Consider the following 15,523-nt stretch of genomic DNA (forward strand, 5'->3'; position numbering starts at 1 on the left):
CGAGGCGAGCGGCGCGGGTGGCGCGGGGCGGACCGGGGCCGGTGGGCGCGGTGGCAGTGCCTTCGGGTTCGGGGGGCCGGGGCGCGGGTCGGGCGCCGGGGCCGGGGGCGATGGGCGCATCCGGGCGGAGACCGACCAGTACATGGACGACCTGCGTGAGCTGCAGGAGCGGTACGGCGACGCCGAGGCCGCCCAGGGCGAGGTGAGCGTCCGCTGGGCGTACGAGATCGTCGGGCCGGCGGTGGCCGGTGCGGTGGTGCTGGGGATTCTGCTGGCGGTGGGTTGACGGGCGCGTCGGTGGTTCGGGACGCGTCGGTTCGGTGGTTCGGGAAGGGTGCCCCTCCGTGTGAGGGGCACCCTTTCGTTCCCGGTACGGCTTCGTTCCCGGTACGGCTACGGGTCAGATGCCGGCGGCCGTGGACAGGTCCCGCTTCATCGCGGTCAGGAGCTCGGTGGCCTTGGCGTGGGCTGCCGGGAGATCGGCGCGCGTCCCTACCGGGACCACGACCTCCAGGTAGCACTTCAGCTTGGGCTCCGTGCCGCTGGGGCGGACCACCACGCGGGCGCCGTCGAGGGTGTAGCGGAGGCCGTCCGTGGGGGGCAGGGTGTCGGTGCCCTGGGTGAGATCCTCGGAGCGGGTGATCGGCAGGCCCGCGAGTTCGGTCGGAGGCTGCTCGCGCAGGCGGCGCATCGCGTCGGCGATGAGTGAGAGGTCCTGGACACGGACCGAGAGCTGGTCGGTGGCGTGCAGGCCGTGCTCGACGGCGAGGTCGTCGAGGCGGTCCAGGAGGGTCTGGTCCCTTTGTTTCAGGTGTGAGGCCAGTTCCGTGATCAGCAGGGCCGCGGTGATGCCGTCCTTGTCGCGTACGCCGTCGGGGTCCACGCAGTAGCCGAGGGCCTCCTCGTAGCCGTAGCGCAGGCCCTCCACGCGGGCGATCCACTTGAAGCCGGTGAGGGTCTCCTCGTAGGGGAGGTGCGCCTTCTCGGCGATGCGGCCGAGGAGGGAGGACGACACGATCGACTCCGCGAACGTGCCGGTGGCTCCCCGGTCGACGAGGTGGGCGCCCAGGAGCGCGCCCACCTCGTCGCCGCGCAGCATGCGCCAGTCCTCGCCGTCCCTGACCGCCACGGCGCAGCGGTCCGCGTCCGGGTCGTTGGCGATGATCAGGTCGGGGTTCGTCTCGCGGGCCTTCGCGAACGCCAGGTCCATCGCGCCGGGCTCCTCCGGGTTGGGGAAGGCCACGGTCGGGAAGTCCGGGTCCGGGTCCGCCTGCTCGGGGACCAGGTCGGGGGTGGGGAAGCCGGCGCGGGCGAAGGCGGCGAGGAGGGTGTCCTTGCCGACGCCGTGCATCGCCGTGTAGACGGTGCGGGCGGTGCGGGGGGAGCCGGGGCCCAGTACGGCGTCCGTGCGGGCGAGGTAGGCGTCGTGGATGTCCTCGCCGAGGGTGTCCCAGCCGGAGTCCGGGCGGGGGACGGTGGTGAGGGTGGTGATCGCGTCGATCTCGGCGGCGATGTCGGTGTCCGCCGGGGAGACGATCTGGGAGCCGTCGCCCAGGTAGACCTTGTAGCCGTTGTCGCGGGGCGGGTTGTGGCTGGCGGTGACCTCCACGCCGGCGACCGCGCCGAGGTGCCGGACGGCGAAGGCGAGGACGGGGGTGGGGAGCGGGCGGGGCAGTACGGCGGCGCGCAGGCCGGCGCCGGTCATGACGGCGGCGGTGTCGCGGGCGAAGTCCTCGGACTTGTGGCGGGCGTCGTAGCCGATGACGACCAGGCCGCCCGTGTGGCCGTTCTCGGTGAGGTACGCGGCGAGGCCGGCGGCGGCTCGGATGACGACGGAGCGGTTCATGCGCATGGGGCCGGCGCCGAGTTCGCCGCGCAGGCCGGCGGTGCCGAACTGGAGGGTGCCGGCGAAGCGGGCGGCGAGTTCCTTGACGTCCTCGGTGTCGATGAGGCGGGCGAGTTCGTCACGGGTGTCCGGGTCGGGGTCCTCGGCGAGCCACGCCTTGGCCCTTGCGATGAGGTCGTCGTGCACGTGGGGTCAGCCTCTCGTGTGTTGTCCTGGGGCCGGTGGGGGTGCGGGCCTTGCGTCTGCGGTGCGTGCGTGGGTGGGTCGGGGCCGTGGGGGTGCGTCCAGCCCGCCGCGCACGGGCGTACTGCTCCGGGTTGTCGGGTTGGACTGGGCAGAGACGAAGTATGCGGCGGGCTGCTGACGCACCCCCACGGCCCCTTCCGCCGTCGTGCGGCTCTCCCACCGTCGTGGTGGATGTTGTCGGGTACCCCGGGGGTGTTTTACAGGCGGTCCAGTACCTGGGCCAGGAGGGAGCCCATGCGGGTGGCGCTGTCCCGGCCTGCCTGGAGGACCTCCTCGTGGTTGAGGGGTTCGCCGGTCATGCCGGCGGCGAGGTTGGTGACCAGGGAGATGCCGAGGACCTCGGCGCCGGCCTCGCGGGCGGCGATGGCCTCCAGGACCGTGGACATGCCGACCAGGTCCGCGCCGATGACGCGGGCCATGCGGATCTCGGCCGGCGTCTCGTAGTGCGGGCCGGGGAACTGGGCGTAGACGCCTTCTTCGAGGGTGGGGTCGACCTCCTTGCACAGGGCGCGCAGGCGGGGGGAGTAGAGGTCGGTGAGGTCGACGAAGTTGGCGCCGACGATCGGGGAGGTGGCCGTCAGGTTGATGTGGTCGCTGATCAGCACGGGCTGGCCGGGGCGCATGCCCTCGCGCAGGCCGCCGCAGCCGTTGGTGAGCACGATCGTCTTGCATCCGGCCGAGACGGCGGTGCGTACGCCGTGGGCCACGGCGGCCACGCCGCGGCCCTCGTAGTAGTGGGTGCGGCCGAGGAAGACCAGGGCGCGCTTGTTCCCGGTGGCGTACGAGCGGATCCTGCCGCCGTGGCCCTCCACCGCCGGCGGCGGGAATCCGGGCAGCTCGGTGACCTGGAGCTCGGCGTCGGGAGTTCCCAGGGCGTCGACGGCCGGAGCCCAGCCGGAGCCCATCACGAGGGCGACGTCGTGGGTCTCGGCACCGGTGAGTTCCCGCAGGCGCGCGGCGGCGGCGTCGGCGGCGGCGTGTGGGTCGCCCTGGAGGTCGTCCGGAAGTAGAGATGCGTTCACGTTGATGAGAGTAGCCGGTATTCGCCTACGCGCGTAGATGAACGAGATCGCGGGAGTGCGATCGTTGTCTTGTCGTTTCCGACGGGGGCGGCGAGAAGGCGCTGCGTCGAGTCGGGTCGGTCGCCTGTGACGAGGACGTCTTCGTCGTCGAGGACCGCTGCGGCGAGAATCAGCAGCCTCGTCCGGCTGACCGTGTACCTCACCAGGATGTCCTCCGTGAGGCGGATCGTGCGGTCGGGTCCGGTGGAGCCCGCGGGACGGGAGACGGACGGGAAAGGATCGCGTGCCAGTAGGGCGACGCCCCTGTCGAAGGTGGTGCGGCGGCGGTCGTCGAGCCCGTCTCGGGTCCTGGCGGCCCGCACGGTGAAGTGGGTCTCGTGCGGGGGCGTGCGGGCCATGTGCTCTCCGGGCGGTGCGGGGACGGCCCCACGGTAGGGGGTGGGGCCGGTCAGCACGGTCTCTTGCGCAGCTCCATCACGTAATCGTGCGGCGCTCCCGCCGATTCCGCTGCGTCGGCGATCTCGCCGAGGTAGCGGGCGGAGGGGAGGCCGCCCTCGTAGGCGTTGAGGACGTAGGTCCAGGCGGGTTCCTCTCCGTCGAGGGTGTGGGCGCGGACGCGTGTGCGACGGTAGAGGTCCAGGCTCACGCCCACCCAGCGGTCGAGGGGATCCTCGTCCATGGGGGCGATGTCGTACAGCGCGACGAAGACCTGCGAGAGCGGGTCCTCGACGAGTGTGGCCAGCGCGCCCTCCCAGCCCATGTGCTCGCCGCCGAAGGTCAGCCGCCAGCCGTTCAGCCAGCCCGTGGCGCGCAGCGGCGAGTGCGGGGCGCGGCGGGACATCAGCCGCGCGTCGAGGTTGCCGGCGTACGCGGCGTAGAGCGACATGAGTCGAGCGTACGGCAGCCGCACTCTCGCCCCGCCGATCTCAGGGGCAACGGAAAACGGGGGGTCGCGCCCCGGGGCAGTAGCACCTTGAGCAGTGCGGGACAATGGAGTACGTGACTCGGATCGTGATCATCGGTGGTGGACCCGGCGGCTACGAAGCAGCGCTGGTGGCGGCGCAGCTCGGCGCGGAGGTGACCGTCGTCGACTGCGACGGTCTGGGCGGAGCGTCGGTGCTGACCGACTGCGTGCCGTCGAAGACGCTCATCGCTACGGCCGAGGTGATGACCACCTTCGAATCGTCGCACCAGGAACTGGGGATCACCGTCGCCGACGCTCCGTCCGACAGGGGCTCCGCCGCGGGTCCCCCGATGGAGCAGCCCGTCCGGGTGGTGGGTGTCGACCTGGGGAAGGTCAACCGCCGGGTGAAGCGGCTGGCGCTCGCCCAGTCCCACGACATCACCGCGTCCGTGACGCGGGCCGGCGCCCGGGTGATGCGCGGGCGTGGCCGGCTGGAGGGCATGCAGGCGCTCGACGGGTCGCGGAAGGTCGTCGTCACGGCGGCGGACGGCAGTGAGGAGGAGCTCACCGCGGACGCGGTGCTCATCGCGACCGGCGGGCACCCGCGCGAGCTGCCCGACGCCCAGCCGGACGGCGAGCGCATCCTGACCTGGACCCAGGTCTACGACCTCACCGAGCTTCCCGAGGAGCTCATCGTGGTGGGGTCCGGTGTGACCGGTGCGGAGTTCGCCGGTGCCTACCAGGCGCTCGGGTCGAAGGTCACGCTCGTCTCGTCCCGGGACCGCGTGCTGCCGGGCGAGGACCCGGACGCGGCGGCCGTGCTGGAGGACGTCTTCCGGCGTCGCGGCATGAACGTCATGGCGCGCTCGCGGGCCGCCGCGGCCAAACGGGTCGGGGACCGGGTGGAGGTGACCCTGGCCGACGGGCGTGTCATCAGCGGCTCGCACTGTCTGATGGCCGTCGGCGCCATTCCGAACAGCGCGGGGCTCGGCCTGGAGGAGGCCGGAGTCAGGCTGCGCGAGTCCGGTCACATCTGGACCGACAAGGTGTCGCGGACGACGGCTCCGGGCGTGTACGCGGCCGGTGACGTGACCGGTGTCTTCGCGCTGGCGTCGGTGGCGGCGATGCAGGGACGTATCGCCATGTACCACTTCCTGGGCGACACGGTGGCCCCGCTGAACCTCAAGACGGTCTCGGCCAACGTCTTCACCGACCCCGAGATCGCCACCGTCGGCTACAGCCAGGCCGACGTGGACGCCGGCAAGATCGACGCCTGCTGCGTGAAGCTGCCGCTGCTGCGCAACCCGCGCGCCAAGATGCAGGGCATCCGGGACGGCTTCGTCAAGATCTTCTGCCGGCCGGGTACGGGCATCGTGGTCGGCGGTGTGGTCGTGGCGCCGCGCGCATCGGAGCTCATCCACCCCATCTCGATCGCCGTCGACAACAACCTGACGGTCGAACAGGTCGCGAAGGCCTTCACCGTGTACCCCTCGCTGTCGGGGTCGATCGCCGAGGTGGCGCGGCAGTTGCACACGCGCAAGACGACGGGTGAGGGGTAGGACGTCCCGGCGGCCGGGCTCCGGCACGTGGGGGGGCTGAGTCCTATACCACCTCATGCCCTGCCGTGCGAACAACTTCTGCTATTCGGCGCAAACCGCTGAAAGCAGACGGTCGCTGGCGTTACTGTCAGTTTCGTGTTCGCTGCTGAACGTCGCCAACTGATCCTCGAAATGGTGCGAGCGAACGGTGCCGTGTCGCTCCGTGAGCTCGCCCGCGTCGTCCAGACCTCCGAAGTGACCGTACGGCGGGACGTGCGGGCACTGGAGGCCGAAGGACTCCTCGACCGCCGGCACGGCGGTGCGGTACTCCCGGGCGGGTTCACCCGGGAGTCCGGCTTCCCGCAGAAGTCGCACCTCGCGACCGCGGAGAAGACGGCCATCGCCGACCTCGCCGCGGGACTCGTCGAAGAGGGCGAGGCGATCGTCGTCGGGGCGGGTACGACCACGCAGGAGCTGGCGCGCCGGCTCGCCCGGGTGCCCGGCCTGACCGTCGTCACCAACTCCCTCCTGGTCGCCCAGGCACTGGCCCACGCCAACCGGGTGGAGGTCGTGATGACCGGCGGCACCCTGCGCGGCTCCAACTACGCGCTCGTCGGCTCGGGAGCGGAGCAGTCGCTGCACGGCCTGCGGGTGTCCAAGGCGTTCCTCTCGGGGAACGGCCTGACCGCCGAGCGGGGGCTGTCCACCTCCAACATGCTGTCGGCCTCCGTCGACCGGGCCCTCGTCCAGGCCGCCGCGGAGGTCGTGGTCCTCGCCGACCACACCAAGCTCGGTACGGACACGATGTTCCAGACCGTGCCGACCGAGCTCATCACCCGCCTGGTGACGGACGAGCCCCCGGCCCACGACGACCGCGCGGCCACCGAGCTCCAGGCCCTGGCGGACCAGGGCGTCCAGATCTCCGTGGCGGGCGGGACAGGAACGTCGGCGGTCGACCACCCTCCGGCCCGCGGCGACCGCCGCCGGGACGTCCCCCTCCCGGGGCCGCGCCGCACCCAGCCCCCGGGCGCGAACTTCCGCCCGGCGCCCCTGGGCGGGGACCAGGCCACGGGAACGGAACGGCCGACGGCCAGGGTGGCGGATCTCCGGAGGCGGTGAGGCGGTCGGCCGCGCCGCGAACGGCGCGCGGTCTCAGTAGTGGCTCGCGACGACGACGTACGCCGCCGCGACCACCAGCGCGACGCAGCCGACGGCCACGGCGATCAGTCCGAGGCCGAGCAGCCCGGTCACCCCCGCGATCACCTTCCACCCCAGCCGCGTCACCCGGTCGGCTTCACGGCGCGCCTCGTCGTGGTCGCCGTCGGCGTACCAGTCGTCCTCGGTCATGGCCTGAGCTTGTCGTGGTCGGTGCCGCGGCGGTAGGGCGCGGCACCGGGGTGAGGTGACGGGGGTGAGGTGACGGGGGCAAAGCACGGCGCCCGGCGGCCCGCTCTCGCGGTTCGCCGGGCGCCCAGTGGTGTGGTGGGGAATCAGTCCTTGATCTCGCAGATGACGGCGCCGGAGGTGATCGACGCGCCGACCTCGGCGGTCAGGCCCTTGACGGTGCCCGTCTTGTGGGCGTTGAGGGGCTGTTCCATCTTCATGGCCTCCAGGACGACGACCAGGTCGCCCTCCTTGACCTCCTGGCCCTCCTCCACGGCGATCTTGACGATGGTGCCCTGCATCGGGGAGGCCAGGGTGTCGCCGGAGGCGACGGGGCCGGACTTCTTCGCCGCGCGGCGCTTGGGCTTGGCGCCCGCCGCCAGGCCGGTGCGGGCCAGGGACATGCCCAGGGACGCGGGGAGGGAGACCTCCAGGCGCTTGCCGCCGACCTCGACGACGACCGTCTCGCGGCCCGTCTCCTCGTCCGCCTCCGCGGTGTCGGCGGAGGCGGCGAAGGGCTTGATGTCGTTGACGAACTCGGTCTCGATCCAGCGGGTGTGGACCGTGAACGGGTCGGTGGAGCCGGTCAGCTCGGGGGCGAAGGCCGGGTCCTTCACGACCGCGCGGTGGAACGGGATCGCGGTGGCCATGCCCTCGATGTGGAACTCCTGCAGCGCGCGGGCGGCGCGCTGCAGGGCCTCGGCGCGGGTGCGGCCGGTGACGATCAGCTTGGCCAGCAGGGAGTCCCAGGCCGGGCCGATGACACTGCCGGACTCCACGCCGGCGTCCAGGCGGACGCCGGGACCGGTGGGCGGGTCGAACCTGGTCACCGTGCCGGGGGCGGGCAGGAAGCCCCGGCCCGGGTCCTCGCCGTTGATGCGGAACTCGAAGGAGTGGCCGCGCAGCGGCGGGTCGTCGTAGCCCAGCTCCTCGCCGACGGCGATGCGGAACATCTCGCGCACCAGGTCGATGCCGGCGACCTCCTCGGTGACCGGGTGCTCGACCTGCAGGCGGGTGTTGACCTCCAGGAAGGAGATCGTGCCGTCCTGGCCGACCAGGAACTCGACCGTGCCGGCGCCGACGTAGCCGGCCTCCTTCATGATCGCCTTGGAGGCGCGGTACAGCTCGGCGACCTGCTCGTCGGAGAGGAACGGAGCGGGGGCCTCCTCGACGAGCTTCTGGTGGCGGCGCTGCAGGGAGCAGTCACGGGTGGAGACGACCACCACGTTGCCGTGCTGGTCGGCCAGGCACTGCGTCTCCACGTGCCGGGGGCGGTCCAGGTAGCGCTCGACGAAGCACTCGCCGCGGCCGAAGGCGGCGACCGCCTCACGGACGGCGGAGTCGTACAGCTCGGGGACCTCCTCCAGCGTGCGGGCGACCTTCAGGCCGCGCCCGCCGCCGCCGAAGGCGGCCTTGATGGCGATCGGCAGGCCGTGCTGCTCGGCGAAGGCCACGACCTCCTCGGCGCCGGAGACGGGGTCGGGGGTGCCGGCCACCAGCGGGGCGCCGGCGCGCTGGGCGATGTGCCTCGCGGCGACCTTGTCGCCCAGGTCGCGGATGGCCTGCGGCGGCGGGCCGATCCAGATCAGGCCGGAGTCCAGGACGGCCTGGGCGAAGTCGGCGTTCTCCGAGAGGAAGCCGTAACCGGGGTGGATCGCGTCCGCGCCGGACTCCTTGGCGGCCTTCAGGACCTTGTCGAAGTCCAGGTAGCTGGTGGCCGGGGTGTCACCGCCCAGGGCGAACGCCTCATCCGCGGCGCGGACATGCAGAGCGTCCCGGTCCGGGTCGGCATAGACGGCCACGCTCGCGATTCCGGCGTCCCGGCAGGCCCGGGCCACGCGGACAGCGATTTCGCCACGGTTGGCGATGAGCACCTTGCGCACGATTGAGGCTCCCTCCTTGAAACAAGCCGAGTTTAGGGACAGCCGACACGACACTTCGACCCGTCCCCAATGGTGAGCTTGCCCACACGGAGCGTGACTCGAGGCTCGCTCGACCTGCGAAATACCTTGTCACAACGCTGTACGCGGGGCTCCTCCAGAAAACCCTAGCCTCCGATGTGGCCAAGGTCTCTGTGAGAGCGTGCTGCGGCCCACCTCGTTTCTTTGTGGAGTTCCTACGAATGGCCCAATGAATCTTTGCCCTCGACAGAACTCTTGTCCCGTGGTTTACCCGTTAGTAGCGTTCGCGGTGTCTCGACAGTACTGGCGGTAACCAGGCTCTGGACGGAGCGGCAGACGGAAGTGGGTGGGGCCGGTGGTGCGCAGACCGGTGGCGTGGGTGGTGGCGGTCGTGCTCTTCGCGGAGGCGTTCGCGGTGGCGGCGCTGAACTGGTTCCTCGGCGAGCTCGTGCACCGGCAGCAGATGTCCCTGGCGGACCTGGATCCGAACGTGATGTCGACGTCGTCGAAGATCGGTGGCGTGCTCCTCGGCCTCTACTTCGCCCTGTGCGGCCTGGTGGCCCTGCTGGTCGCGGTGCGGGGCCACCGCCCGGCCGGTCTCGGCCGCGCCCTGCTGGTCAGCGTGGCCGTGGTGCACGGGCTGCTGGGCGCCCTCGCCTGGGGGCTGGTGGGCTGGAGGGGGTTCCTGTTCATGGTGCTGGTGCTCGGGCTCGTCGTGCTGCTGCTGATGACGCACGACCACAAGGAGGGGCCGGCCGGTGCGGGGCCGGCCGGTGCGGTGCCGGGTGGCGGCCCGGAGGGGGACGCCCCGGTGAGCGGGGTTCCCCCCGTCCCGGTCACCCCTCCGGCCGAGCCCAGCACTCCCTGATCCCCCTGACCCCGCCGATCAGTCCTCGGTCCGGGGCGCCCACAACTCGGTGATGCCCACGCCCAGTTCGGCCAGCAGCCGGCGGATCAGGGGCAGGCTGATGCCGATGACGTTGCCGTGGTCGCCGTCGATGCCGTCGATGAACGGAGCCGAGCGGCCGTCCAGGGTGAAGGCGCCGGCGACGTGCAGCGGCTCGCCGGAGCCGACGTACGCGGCGATCTCCTCGTCCGTCGGTTCGCCGAAGTGCACCACGGTGGAGGCGGTGCCCGAGGCGTACCGTCCGCGCGTCGTGTCCCAGACGCAGTGCCCGGTCTGGAGGGTGCCGGCCCGCCCGCGCATCGCCTTCCAGCGGGCGGTGGCCTCCTCGGCGTCGGCGGGCTTGCCGAGGGCCTGGCCGTCCAGGTCGAGCACCGAGTCGCAGCCGATGACCAGCGCACCCTGGATCTCCGGCCGGGCCGCCACCACGGAGGCTTTCGCCTCGGCCAGCGCGAGTGCCAGCTCGGCGGGGGTGGGCGCGGTGATCGCGTCCTCGTCGATGCCGCTGACGACGACCTCCGGGTCGAACCCGGCCTGCCGGAGCAGCCCGAGCCGGGCGGGGGACTGGGAGGCGAGCACGAGTCGGCGGCGCGGCTGATCTGTCATACGGTCAGCGTATCGACGGCGTCGGCCGGACTCACCTCAGTCCGATCGCCAACATCGCCAGCAGCATGGCCACCGCGATGAGAACACCCAGCCGCCGCAGCATCTCCTGCGTGTCCCGCAGTTCCTTCGGCGGCTCGTTCTCGGGGTCGGACCACAGCATTCTCCGATCGTCCGGCGCGGGCCGGGCCCGGCGCCTGAGTACGCGTACTCAACTTGGGAGGCCCCGGCCGCGGGTCCGCGACGTGAGCCGGTCGGCGAGGAGCGGCTACGGGCCGGGGCCGCGGGACTGGGATGCGGGTTGCGGGGGGTGCGGGCCGGAGGTGCGGGGGGCAGGGCTCCGCCGGGGTTCGGGGAGGAGCCCCGGGACGGGACTCCTCCCCGAACCGAGACCGGCTGGCGGGTGGGCAAAGCGGAGTGCGGGGGCGGAGCCCCCGCCGGGGCGGACCGCCGGGCTCAGCCGGGCCAGTACGTGCGGGCCCAGGCCGTGGGGCCCGGTTGCGGGACGGCGTGGGTGGCGAGGCGCGAGGGGTCGGACCAGGAGTCACGCGGGCGGGTGGCGGCGCCGGGCGGCACGATGGTCGCCGCCGCGGCGCGCGCCCGGACCACCGCCAGGGCGGCGGCGAGCTCCTCCGGGGTCGGATTGCCTCGTACGACCTTGATCACAGCGGCTCCTTACAGGGGGATGTTGCCGTGCTTCTTCGGAGGCAGGGATTCCCGCTTGGTGCGCAGCTGACGCAGGCCGCGCACGATGTGGGAGCGGGTGTTCGAGGGCATGATCACGGCGTCGACGTAGCCGCGCTCGGCCGCGACGTAGGGGTTGAGGAGGGTGTCCTCGTACTCCTGGATGAGGCGCGCCCGGGTCGCCTCGCCTTCTCCTGAGGCCTCCGCCTCGGCGATGGCGCGGCGGTGCAGGATGTTGACCGCGCCCTGGGCGCCCATGACGGCGATCTGCGCGGTCGGCCAGGCCAGGTTGAGGTCGGCGCCCAGGTGCTTGGAGCCCATGACGTCGTACGCCCCGCCGAACGCCTTCCGCGTGATCACGGTGATCAGCGGGACGGTGGCCTCGGCGTAGGCGAAGATCAGCTTGGCGCCGCGGCGGATGATCCCGGTGTGCTCCTGGTCGACGCCGGGCAGGAAGCCGGGGACGTCGACGAAGGTCAGCACCGGCACGTTGAAGGCGTCGCAGGTGCGGACGAAGCGCGCGGCCTTCTCGGACGCGTCGATGTCCAGGCAGCCCGCGAACTGCATCGGCTGGTTGGCGACGATGCCGACCGGCCGGCCCTCCACCCGCCCGAAGCCGGTGATGATGTTCGGCGCGAACAGCGGCTGGGTCTCGAAGAACTCGGCGTCGTCCAGGACGTGCTCGATCACCGTGCGCATGTCGTACGGCTGGTTCGCGCTGTCCGGGATGACCGTGTCCAGCTCCAGGTCCTCCTCGGAGACCGTCAGGTCCGCCTCCTCGGGGAAGACCGGCGGCTCGGAGAGGTTGTTGGACGGCAGGTACGACAGCAGCTGCTTGACGTACTCGATGGCGTCCTTCTCGTCCACGGCCATGTGGTGGGCCACGCCGGAGGCGGTGTTGTGGGTGCGGGCGCCGCCCAGCTCCTCGAAGCCGACGTCCTCGCCGGTGACCGTCTTGATGACGTCCGGGCCGGTGATGAACATGTGCGAGGTCTGGTCGACCATGATCGTGAAGTCGGTGATCGCGGGGGAGTACACCGCGCCGCCCGCGCACGGGCCCACGACCAGGCTGATCTGCGGGATGACGCCGGAGGCGTGGGTGTTGCGGCGGAAGATCTCGCCGTACGCCCCGAGCGAGGCGACGCCCTCCTGGATACGGGCACCGCCCGAGTCGTTGATCCCGATGACCGGGCAGCCGGTCTTCAGGGCGAAGTCCATCACCTTGACGATCTTCTGCCCGTAGACCTCGCCGAGGGCTCCGCCGAAGACGGTGAAGTCCTGCGAGAAGACGGCGACCGGGCGGCCGTCCACGGTGCCGTAGCCGGTGACGACGCCGTCCCCGTACGGGCGGTTCTTGTCCAGCCCGAAGTGGGTGGATCGGTGCTGGGCGAACTCGTCGAGCTCGACGAAGGAGCCCTCGTCGAGCAGCAGCTCGATCCGCTCACGTGCCGTCAGCTTGCCCTTGGCGTGCTGTTTCTCGACGGCGCGTTCCGAACCGGCGTGCGTGGCTTCCTTGATACGGCGCTGGAGATCCGCGAGCTTGCCCGCGGTCGTACGGATGTCGATCTCTTGGCGCTCTTCCGGCTCGGACATCGGGATCGCGGCTCCCTGCCTGCTCAAAAGGGGGGGACGATTACTCATTCGTAGAGTAGTGGGGGGCCCACTGATCAGCAGTGCGGCGTTTGCCACACCTAGGGTGGCTTGCATGACGCCCCGAGATGCAGCAGACAACGGCCCCGAAAACACTCCGCGGGGCAGCCGCTGGTCCGACCTCGACCGACCGCCCCTGAACGCCACGGCCCTGCGGCGTGGGCTGGTCCGTGCGGGCGGCCTGTGGTCCGAGCTGGACCTGGTGCAGCGCACCGGCTCCACCAACTCCGACCTCGTGGCCCGAGCCGCCGCCGGCACGGTGGCCGAGGGTGCCGTCCTGGTCGCCGAGGAGCAGACCGCCGGCCGGGGCCGTCTGAACCGCCAGTGGGCGGCTCCGCCCCGCTCCGGCCTGTTCTTCTCGGTTCTGCTGCGGCCCCGCGAGGTGCCGGTGGCCCGCTGGGGCTGGCTGCCCCTGCTCACCGGGGTCGCGGTGGCGACCGGCCTGTCCCGCGCCGCCGGGGTCGATACGGCGCTGAAGTGGCCCAACGACCTGCTGGTCACCGTCGGAGGGGAGGAGCGCAAGGCCGGCGGCATCCTGGCCGAGCGGGCCGGTGACGACGGGGTGGTCGTCGGAGTCGGCATCAACGTCAGCCTGAGTCAGGACGAGCTGCCGGTCCCCCAGGCCGGTTCGCTGGCCCTGGCCGGTGCGGTGAACACGGACCGCGATCCGCTGCTGCGGGCGATGCTGCGTTCCCTGGAGGACTGGTACGTGCGGTGGCGCGCGGCGGGCGGCGACGCGGCGGCGAGCGGCCTGCAGGAGACGTACGCGGCGGGCTGCGCCACGCTCGGCCGGCTGGTCCGTGCGGAGCTGCCGGGGGACCGGTCGGTGGTGGGGGAGGCAGTCGCGGTGGACGGGGACGGGCGTCTGGTCATCGCCACGGAGGAGGGAGTGCAGGAACCGGTGGGGGCGGGGGACATCGTCCACTTGAGGCCTGCGTAAACCTGCCGTGGGCTGCTGCGGGGAGGAGGAGTGGTTCACCCGCGCGTGCGGGGTGCCCTCCCCGGGTTGCTTCGGGCAGGGGGTGCCCCCGGCGCTGCTTCGAGCAGGGGCGCCCCAGGCGTTCAGCACCGGGGAAGGTGCGACTGCCCGCAGATGTGTGGGTGCCACGAAAACGCCGGTCAGCTCGTTCCCGGCGCAACCTGGCGGAGTGAGCTGGCGCACAGCTGCCGTAGAGTTGAGGCCGGTCGATACCTGACCGCGGCAGATCGGAAGGGCAGCAGGCGTGACCGTCGACGACACGGGCTCCGGCGCGGACGCGGACGGCCGGGAGGAGCCTCCCCCACGCTCGTCTTCACTCGAGCGGGAGGACTCCCAGCCCTCCGACTCCGGCGACGACCCTCTCGCACTGCGTCTCGAACAGCTCATCCTGGGCGCGGAGCGGCGCTACACCCCCTTCCAGGCGGCCCGCAGCGCCGGTGTCTCCATGGAGCTGGCCTCCCGCTTCTGGCGGGCCATGGGCTTCGCCGACATAGGCCAGGCCAGGGCGCTGACGGAGGCCGACGTCCTGGCCCTGCGCCGGCTCGCCGGTCTGGTCGAGGCGGGGCTGCTCAGCGAGGCCATGGCCGTGCAGGTGGCCCGGTCCACCGGACAGACCACCGCCCGGCTGGCCGAGTGGCAGATCGACTCCTTCCTGGAGGGCCTGACCGAGCCGCCCGAGCCGGGCATGACGCGCACCGAGGTGACGTACCCGATCATCGAGCTGCTGCTGCCCGAGCTGCAGGAGTTCCTGGTCTACGTCTGGCGCCGCCAGCTCTCCGCCTCGGCGGGCCGGGTGGTGCAGGCCGCCGACGACGAGGAGATGGTCGACCGGCGCCTGGCCGTGGGCTTCGCGGACCTGGTCGGCTTCACCCGGCTGACCCGCCGGATGGAGGAGGAGGAGCTCGGCGAGCTCGTCGAGGCCTTCGAGACGACCGCGGCCGACCTGGTGGCGGCGCGCGGCGGACGGCTCATCAAGACGCTCGGCGACGAGGTGCTGTACGTGGCCGACGACGCCGGTACGGCAGCGGACATCGCCCTGCGGCTGGTGGAGACCATGGCGAACGACGAGACGATGCCCGAGCTGCGCGTGGGCATGGCGTTCGGCACGGTGACCACCCGGATGGGCGATGTGTTCGGTACGACCGTCAACCTGGCCTCCCGGCTCACCTCCATAGCCCCGCGCGACGGCGTGCTCGTGGACAGCGCCTTCGCCGAGGGACTGATCCGCACCGGGGACGCCCCGGCCTCCGAGGCGGAGGCGGCCGAGGCCGCGGCCGCCGCGGAGAAGGAGGGCGAGGAGCCGCCGACGTACCGCTTCGCGCTGCAGCCGATGTGGCAGCGGCCGGTGCGTGGGCTGGGCGTGGTCCAACCGTGGCTGCTCACGCGACGGGACGACGTCACGCCGTAAGGGCGGCGGCACCGCCGTAAGGCGTAGTGGCCCGGCTCAGTGGGGCGCCGCCCCGAGCTGGATGCCGACGCACAGCCCGATGAGCGGGACACACAGACCGTCCCCGTTCCCGCCCCCGTCCCTGCCTCCCTCTCCCCCTCCGCCTTCGCCGGACGGGGGTGGCGGGCTGTGCGTACCGCGACCCGGGGCCGGTGTGGAACGCGGGGGCGGGTCGTTGGTGCCGGGTGGCTCGGGCGCTCCGGTGGGTGCCCGGTGCTCCGGCGGGTCGGGGTCCTCGGGGATCGTCCTGGTGCCGGTCGTGGTGCCGGGCAGGGCGGAGGGCCGGACGGCGGCGGACGCGGTTGCGGAGGGGGAGGGGGATGCGGACGGGGACGGGGTTGCGGCGCAGCAGCTCCCGGATCGCCTTCACGACGAGGTCGTCGGCGCGGGTCTCGTGGTAGATGCCCTTCGGGCCC

At 72.2% G+C, this 15,523-nt stretch carries 15 protein-coding genes and 1 pseudogene; 6 read left to right on the forward strand and 10 right to left on the reverse strand.

All coding sequences use genetic code 11. The annotated features are described in order from the left end of the window. A pseudogene (locus DEP02_RS35075) lies at positions 1-286 on the forward strand (PH domain-containing protein); the annotation flags it as partial. A 114-nt stretch (positions 287-400) separates the two neighbouring features. Here the strand turns inward: DEP02_RS35075 and DEP02_RS29045 are convergent. From DEP02_RS29045 to DEP02_RS29060, 4 genes are all read right to left on the reverse strand, one after another. After that, on the reverse strand, positions 401-2,032 hold the full coding sequence (locus DEP02_RS29045) for a phospho-sugar mutase (protein ID WP_112470648.1): 1,632 nt from the start codon (positions 2,030-2,032) through the stop codon (positions 401-403). A gap of 257 nt (positions 2,033-2,289) precedes the next feature. Next, complete coding sequence (locus DEP02_RS29050) at positions 2,290-3,114, reverse strand: purine-nucleoside phosphorylase (protein WP_112470649.1); 825 nt, start codon at positions 3,112-3,114, stop codon at positions 2,290-2,292. Beyond that, complete coding sequence (locus DEP02_RS29055) at positions 3,111-3,512, reverse strand: hypothetical protein (protein WP_198668649.1); 402 nt, start codon at positions 3,510-3,512, stop codon at positions 3,111-3,113. Before DEP02_RS29055 ends, DEP02_RS29050 begins: the two co-directional genes overlap by 4 nt. A 50-nt stretch (positions 3,513-3,562) precedes the next feature. Beyond that, on the reverse strand, positions 3,563-4,000 hold the full coding sequence (locus tag DEP02_RS29060) for a gamma-glutamylcyclotransferase family protein (protein WP_112470650.1): 438 nt from the start codon (positions 3,998-4,000) through the stop codon (positions 3,563-3,565). Between the two features lie 104 nt (positions 4,001-4,104). Between DEP02_RS29060 and DEP02_RS29065 the strand changes: the two genes are divergently transcribed. Continuing rightward, positions 4,105-5,577 carry an NAD(P)H-quinone dehydrogenase gene (locus DEP02_RS29065; RefSeq protein WP_112470651.1) on the forward strand — a complete coding sequence of 491 codons (1,473 nt, stop codon included), beginning with the start codon at positions 4,105-4,107 and terminating at the stop codon, positions 5,575-5,577. 171 nt (positions 5,578-5,748) lie between these two features. After that, positions 5,749-6,675, forward strand: a complete 927-nt coding sequence (locus DEP02_RS29070) for a DeoR/GlpR family DNA-binding transcription regulator (RefSeq protein ID WP_232839322.1) — start codon at positions 5,749-5,751, stop codon at positions 6,673-6,675. Positions 6,676-6,708: 33 nt separating this feature from the next. On the opposite strand, the gene DEP02_RS29075 is transcribed toward DEP02_RS29070, so the two are convergent. Both DEP02_RS29075 and DEP02_RS29080 read right to left on the reverse strand, forming a co-directional pair. Further along, positions 6,709-6,903: a hypothetical protein gene (locus DEP02_RS29075; RefSeq protein WP_112470653.1), complete on the reverse strand. Its 195-nt coding sequence runs from the start codon at positions 6,901-6,903 to the stop codon at positions 6,709-6,711. Positions 6,904-7,046: 143 nt separating this feature from the next. Then, positions 7,047-8,822, reverse strand: a complete 1,776-nt coding sequence (locus tag DEP02_RS29080; protein ID WP_112470654.1) for an acetyl/propionyl/methylcrotonyl-CoA carboxylase subunit alpha — start codon at positions 8,820-8,822, stop codon at positions 7,047-7,049. Positions 8,823-9,195: 373 nt separating this feature from the next. Between DEP02_RS29080 and DEP02_RS29085 the strand changes: the two genes are divergently transcribed. Then, positions 9,196-9,708, forward strand: coding sequence for a hypothetical protein (locus DEP02_RS29085; protein WP_112470655.1), 513 nt, complete (start codon positions 9,196-9,198; stop codon positions 9,706-9,708). An 18-nt stretch (positions 9,709-9,726) separates the two neighbouring features. Here DEP02_RS29085 and DEP02_RS29090 read toward each other — a convergent pair whose 3' ends face one another. The 4 genes from DEP02_RS29090 to DEP02_RS29105 form a co-directional block, all read right to left on the reverse strand. Then, the gene (locus DEP02_RS29090; protein ID WP_112470656.1) at positions 9,727-10,350 is read right to left on the reverse strand and encodes a Maf family protein; all 624 of its coding nucleotides are present in this window, start codon (positions 10,348-10,350) and stop codon (positions 9,727-9,729) included. A 31-nt stretch (positions 10,351-10,381) separates the two neighbouring features. Next, on the reverse strand, positions 10,382-10,510 hold the full coding sequence (gene mmpB / locus DEP02_RS35390) for a morphogenic membrane protein MmpB (RefSeq protein ID WP_112470657.1): 129 nt from the start codon (positions 10,508-10,510) through the stop codon (positions 10,382-10,384). Positions 10,511-10,803: 293 nt separating this feature from the next. Next, complete coding sequence (locus DEP02_RS29100) at positions 10,804-11,013, reverse strand: acyl-CoA carboxylase epsilon subunit (RefSeq protein ID WP_112470658.1); 210 nt, start codon at positions 11,011-11,013, stop codon at positions 10,804-10,806. A gap of 9 nt (positions 11,014-11,022) precedes the next feature. Then, positions 11,023-12,624, reverse strand: coding sequence for an acyl-CoA carboxylase subunit beta (locus DEP02_RS29105; RefSeq protein ID WP_112470659.1), 1,602 nt, complete (start codon positions 12,622-12,624; stop codon positions 11,023-11,025). Between the two features lie 112 nt (positions 12,625-12,736). Between DEP02_RS29105 and DEP02_RS29110 the strand changes: the two genes are divergently transcribed. Together DEP02_RS29110 and DEP02_RS29115 are read left to right on the forward strand one after the other, a co-directional pair. Then, positions 12,737-13,621, forward strand: coding sequence for a biotin--[acetyl-CoA-carboxylase] ligase (locus tag DEP02_RS29110; protein WP_112470660.1), 885 nt, complete (start codon positions 12,737-12,739; stop codon positions 13,619-13,621). A gap of 283 nt (positions 13,622-13,904) precedes the next feature. Next, entirely contained in the window at positions 13,905-15,068 is a 1,164-nt protein-coding gene (locus DEP02_RS29115; protein WP_112470661.1) for an adenylate/guanylate cyclase domain-containing protein, read from the forward strand. Positions 15,069-15,523: the final 455 nt, after the last annotated feature.

The sequence above is a fragment of the Streptomyces triticisoli genome, assembly GCF_003270085.1.
In the GTDB taxonomy this organism is placed as follows: Bacteria; Actinomycetota; Actinomycetes; order Streptomycetales; family Streptomycetaceae; genus Streptomyces; species Streptomyces triticisoli.

What these genes read in the sequence shown, in the direction of transcription:
- DEP02_RS29075 (WP_112470653.1), bottom strand. Translation starts at nt 6,903, where the DNA reads ATGACCGAGGACGACTGGTACGCCGACGGCGACCACGACGAGGCGCGC.
- DEP02_RS29105 (WP_112470659.1), bottom strand. Translation starts at nt 12,624, where the DNA reads ATGTCCGAGCCGGAAGAGCGCCAAGAGATCGACATCCGTACGACCGCG.
- DEP02_RS29060 (WP_112470650.1), bottom strand. Translation starts at nt 4,000, where the DNA reads ATGTCGCTCTACGCCGCGTACGCCGGCAACCTCGACGCGCGGCTGATG.
- DEP02_RS29090 (WP_112470656.1), bottom strand. Translation starts at nt 10,350, where the DNA reads ATGACAGATCAGCCGCGCCGCCGACTCGTGCTCGCCTCCCAGTCCCCC.
- DEP02_RS29070 (WP_232839322.1), top strand. Translation starts at nt 5,749, where the DNA reads ATGGTGCGAGCGAACGGTGCCGTGTCGCTCCGTGAGCTCGCCCGCGTC.
- DEP02_RS29055 (WP_198668649.1), bottom strand. Translation starts at nt 3,512, where the DNA reads ATGGCCCGCACGCCCCCGCACGAGACCCACTTCACCGTGCGGGCCGCC.
- DEP02_RS29110 (WP_112470660.1), top strand. Translation starts at nt 12,737, where the DNA reads ATGACGCCCCGAGATGCAGCAGACAACGGCCCCGAAAACACTCCGCGG.
- mmpB (WP_112470657.1), bottom strand. Translation starts at nt 10,510, where the DNA reads ATGCTGTGGTCCGACCCCGAGAACGAGCCGCCGAAGGAACTGCGGGAC.
- DEP02_RS29065 (WP_112470651.1), top strand. Translation starts at nt 4,105, where the DNA reads ATGGAGTACGTGACTCGGATCGTGATCATCGGTGGTGGACCCGGCGGC.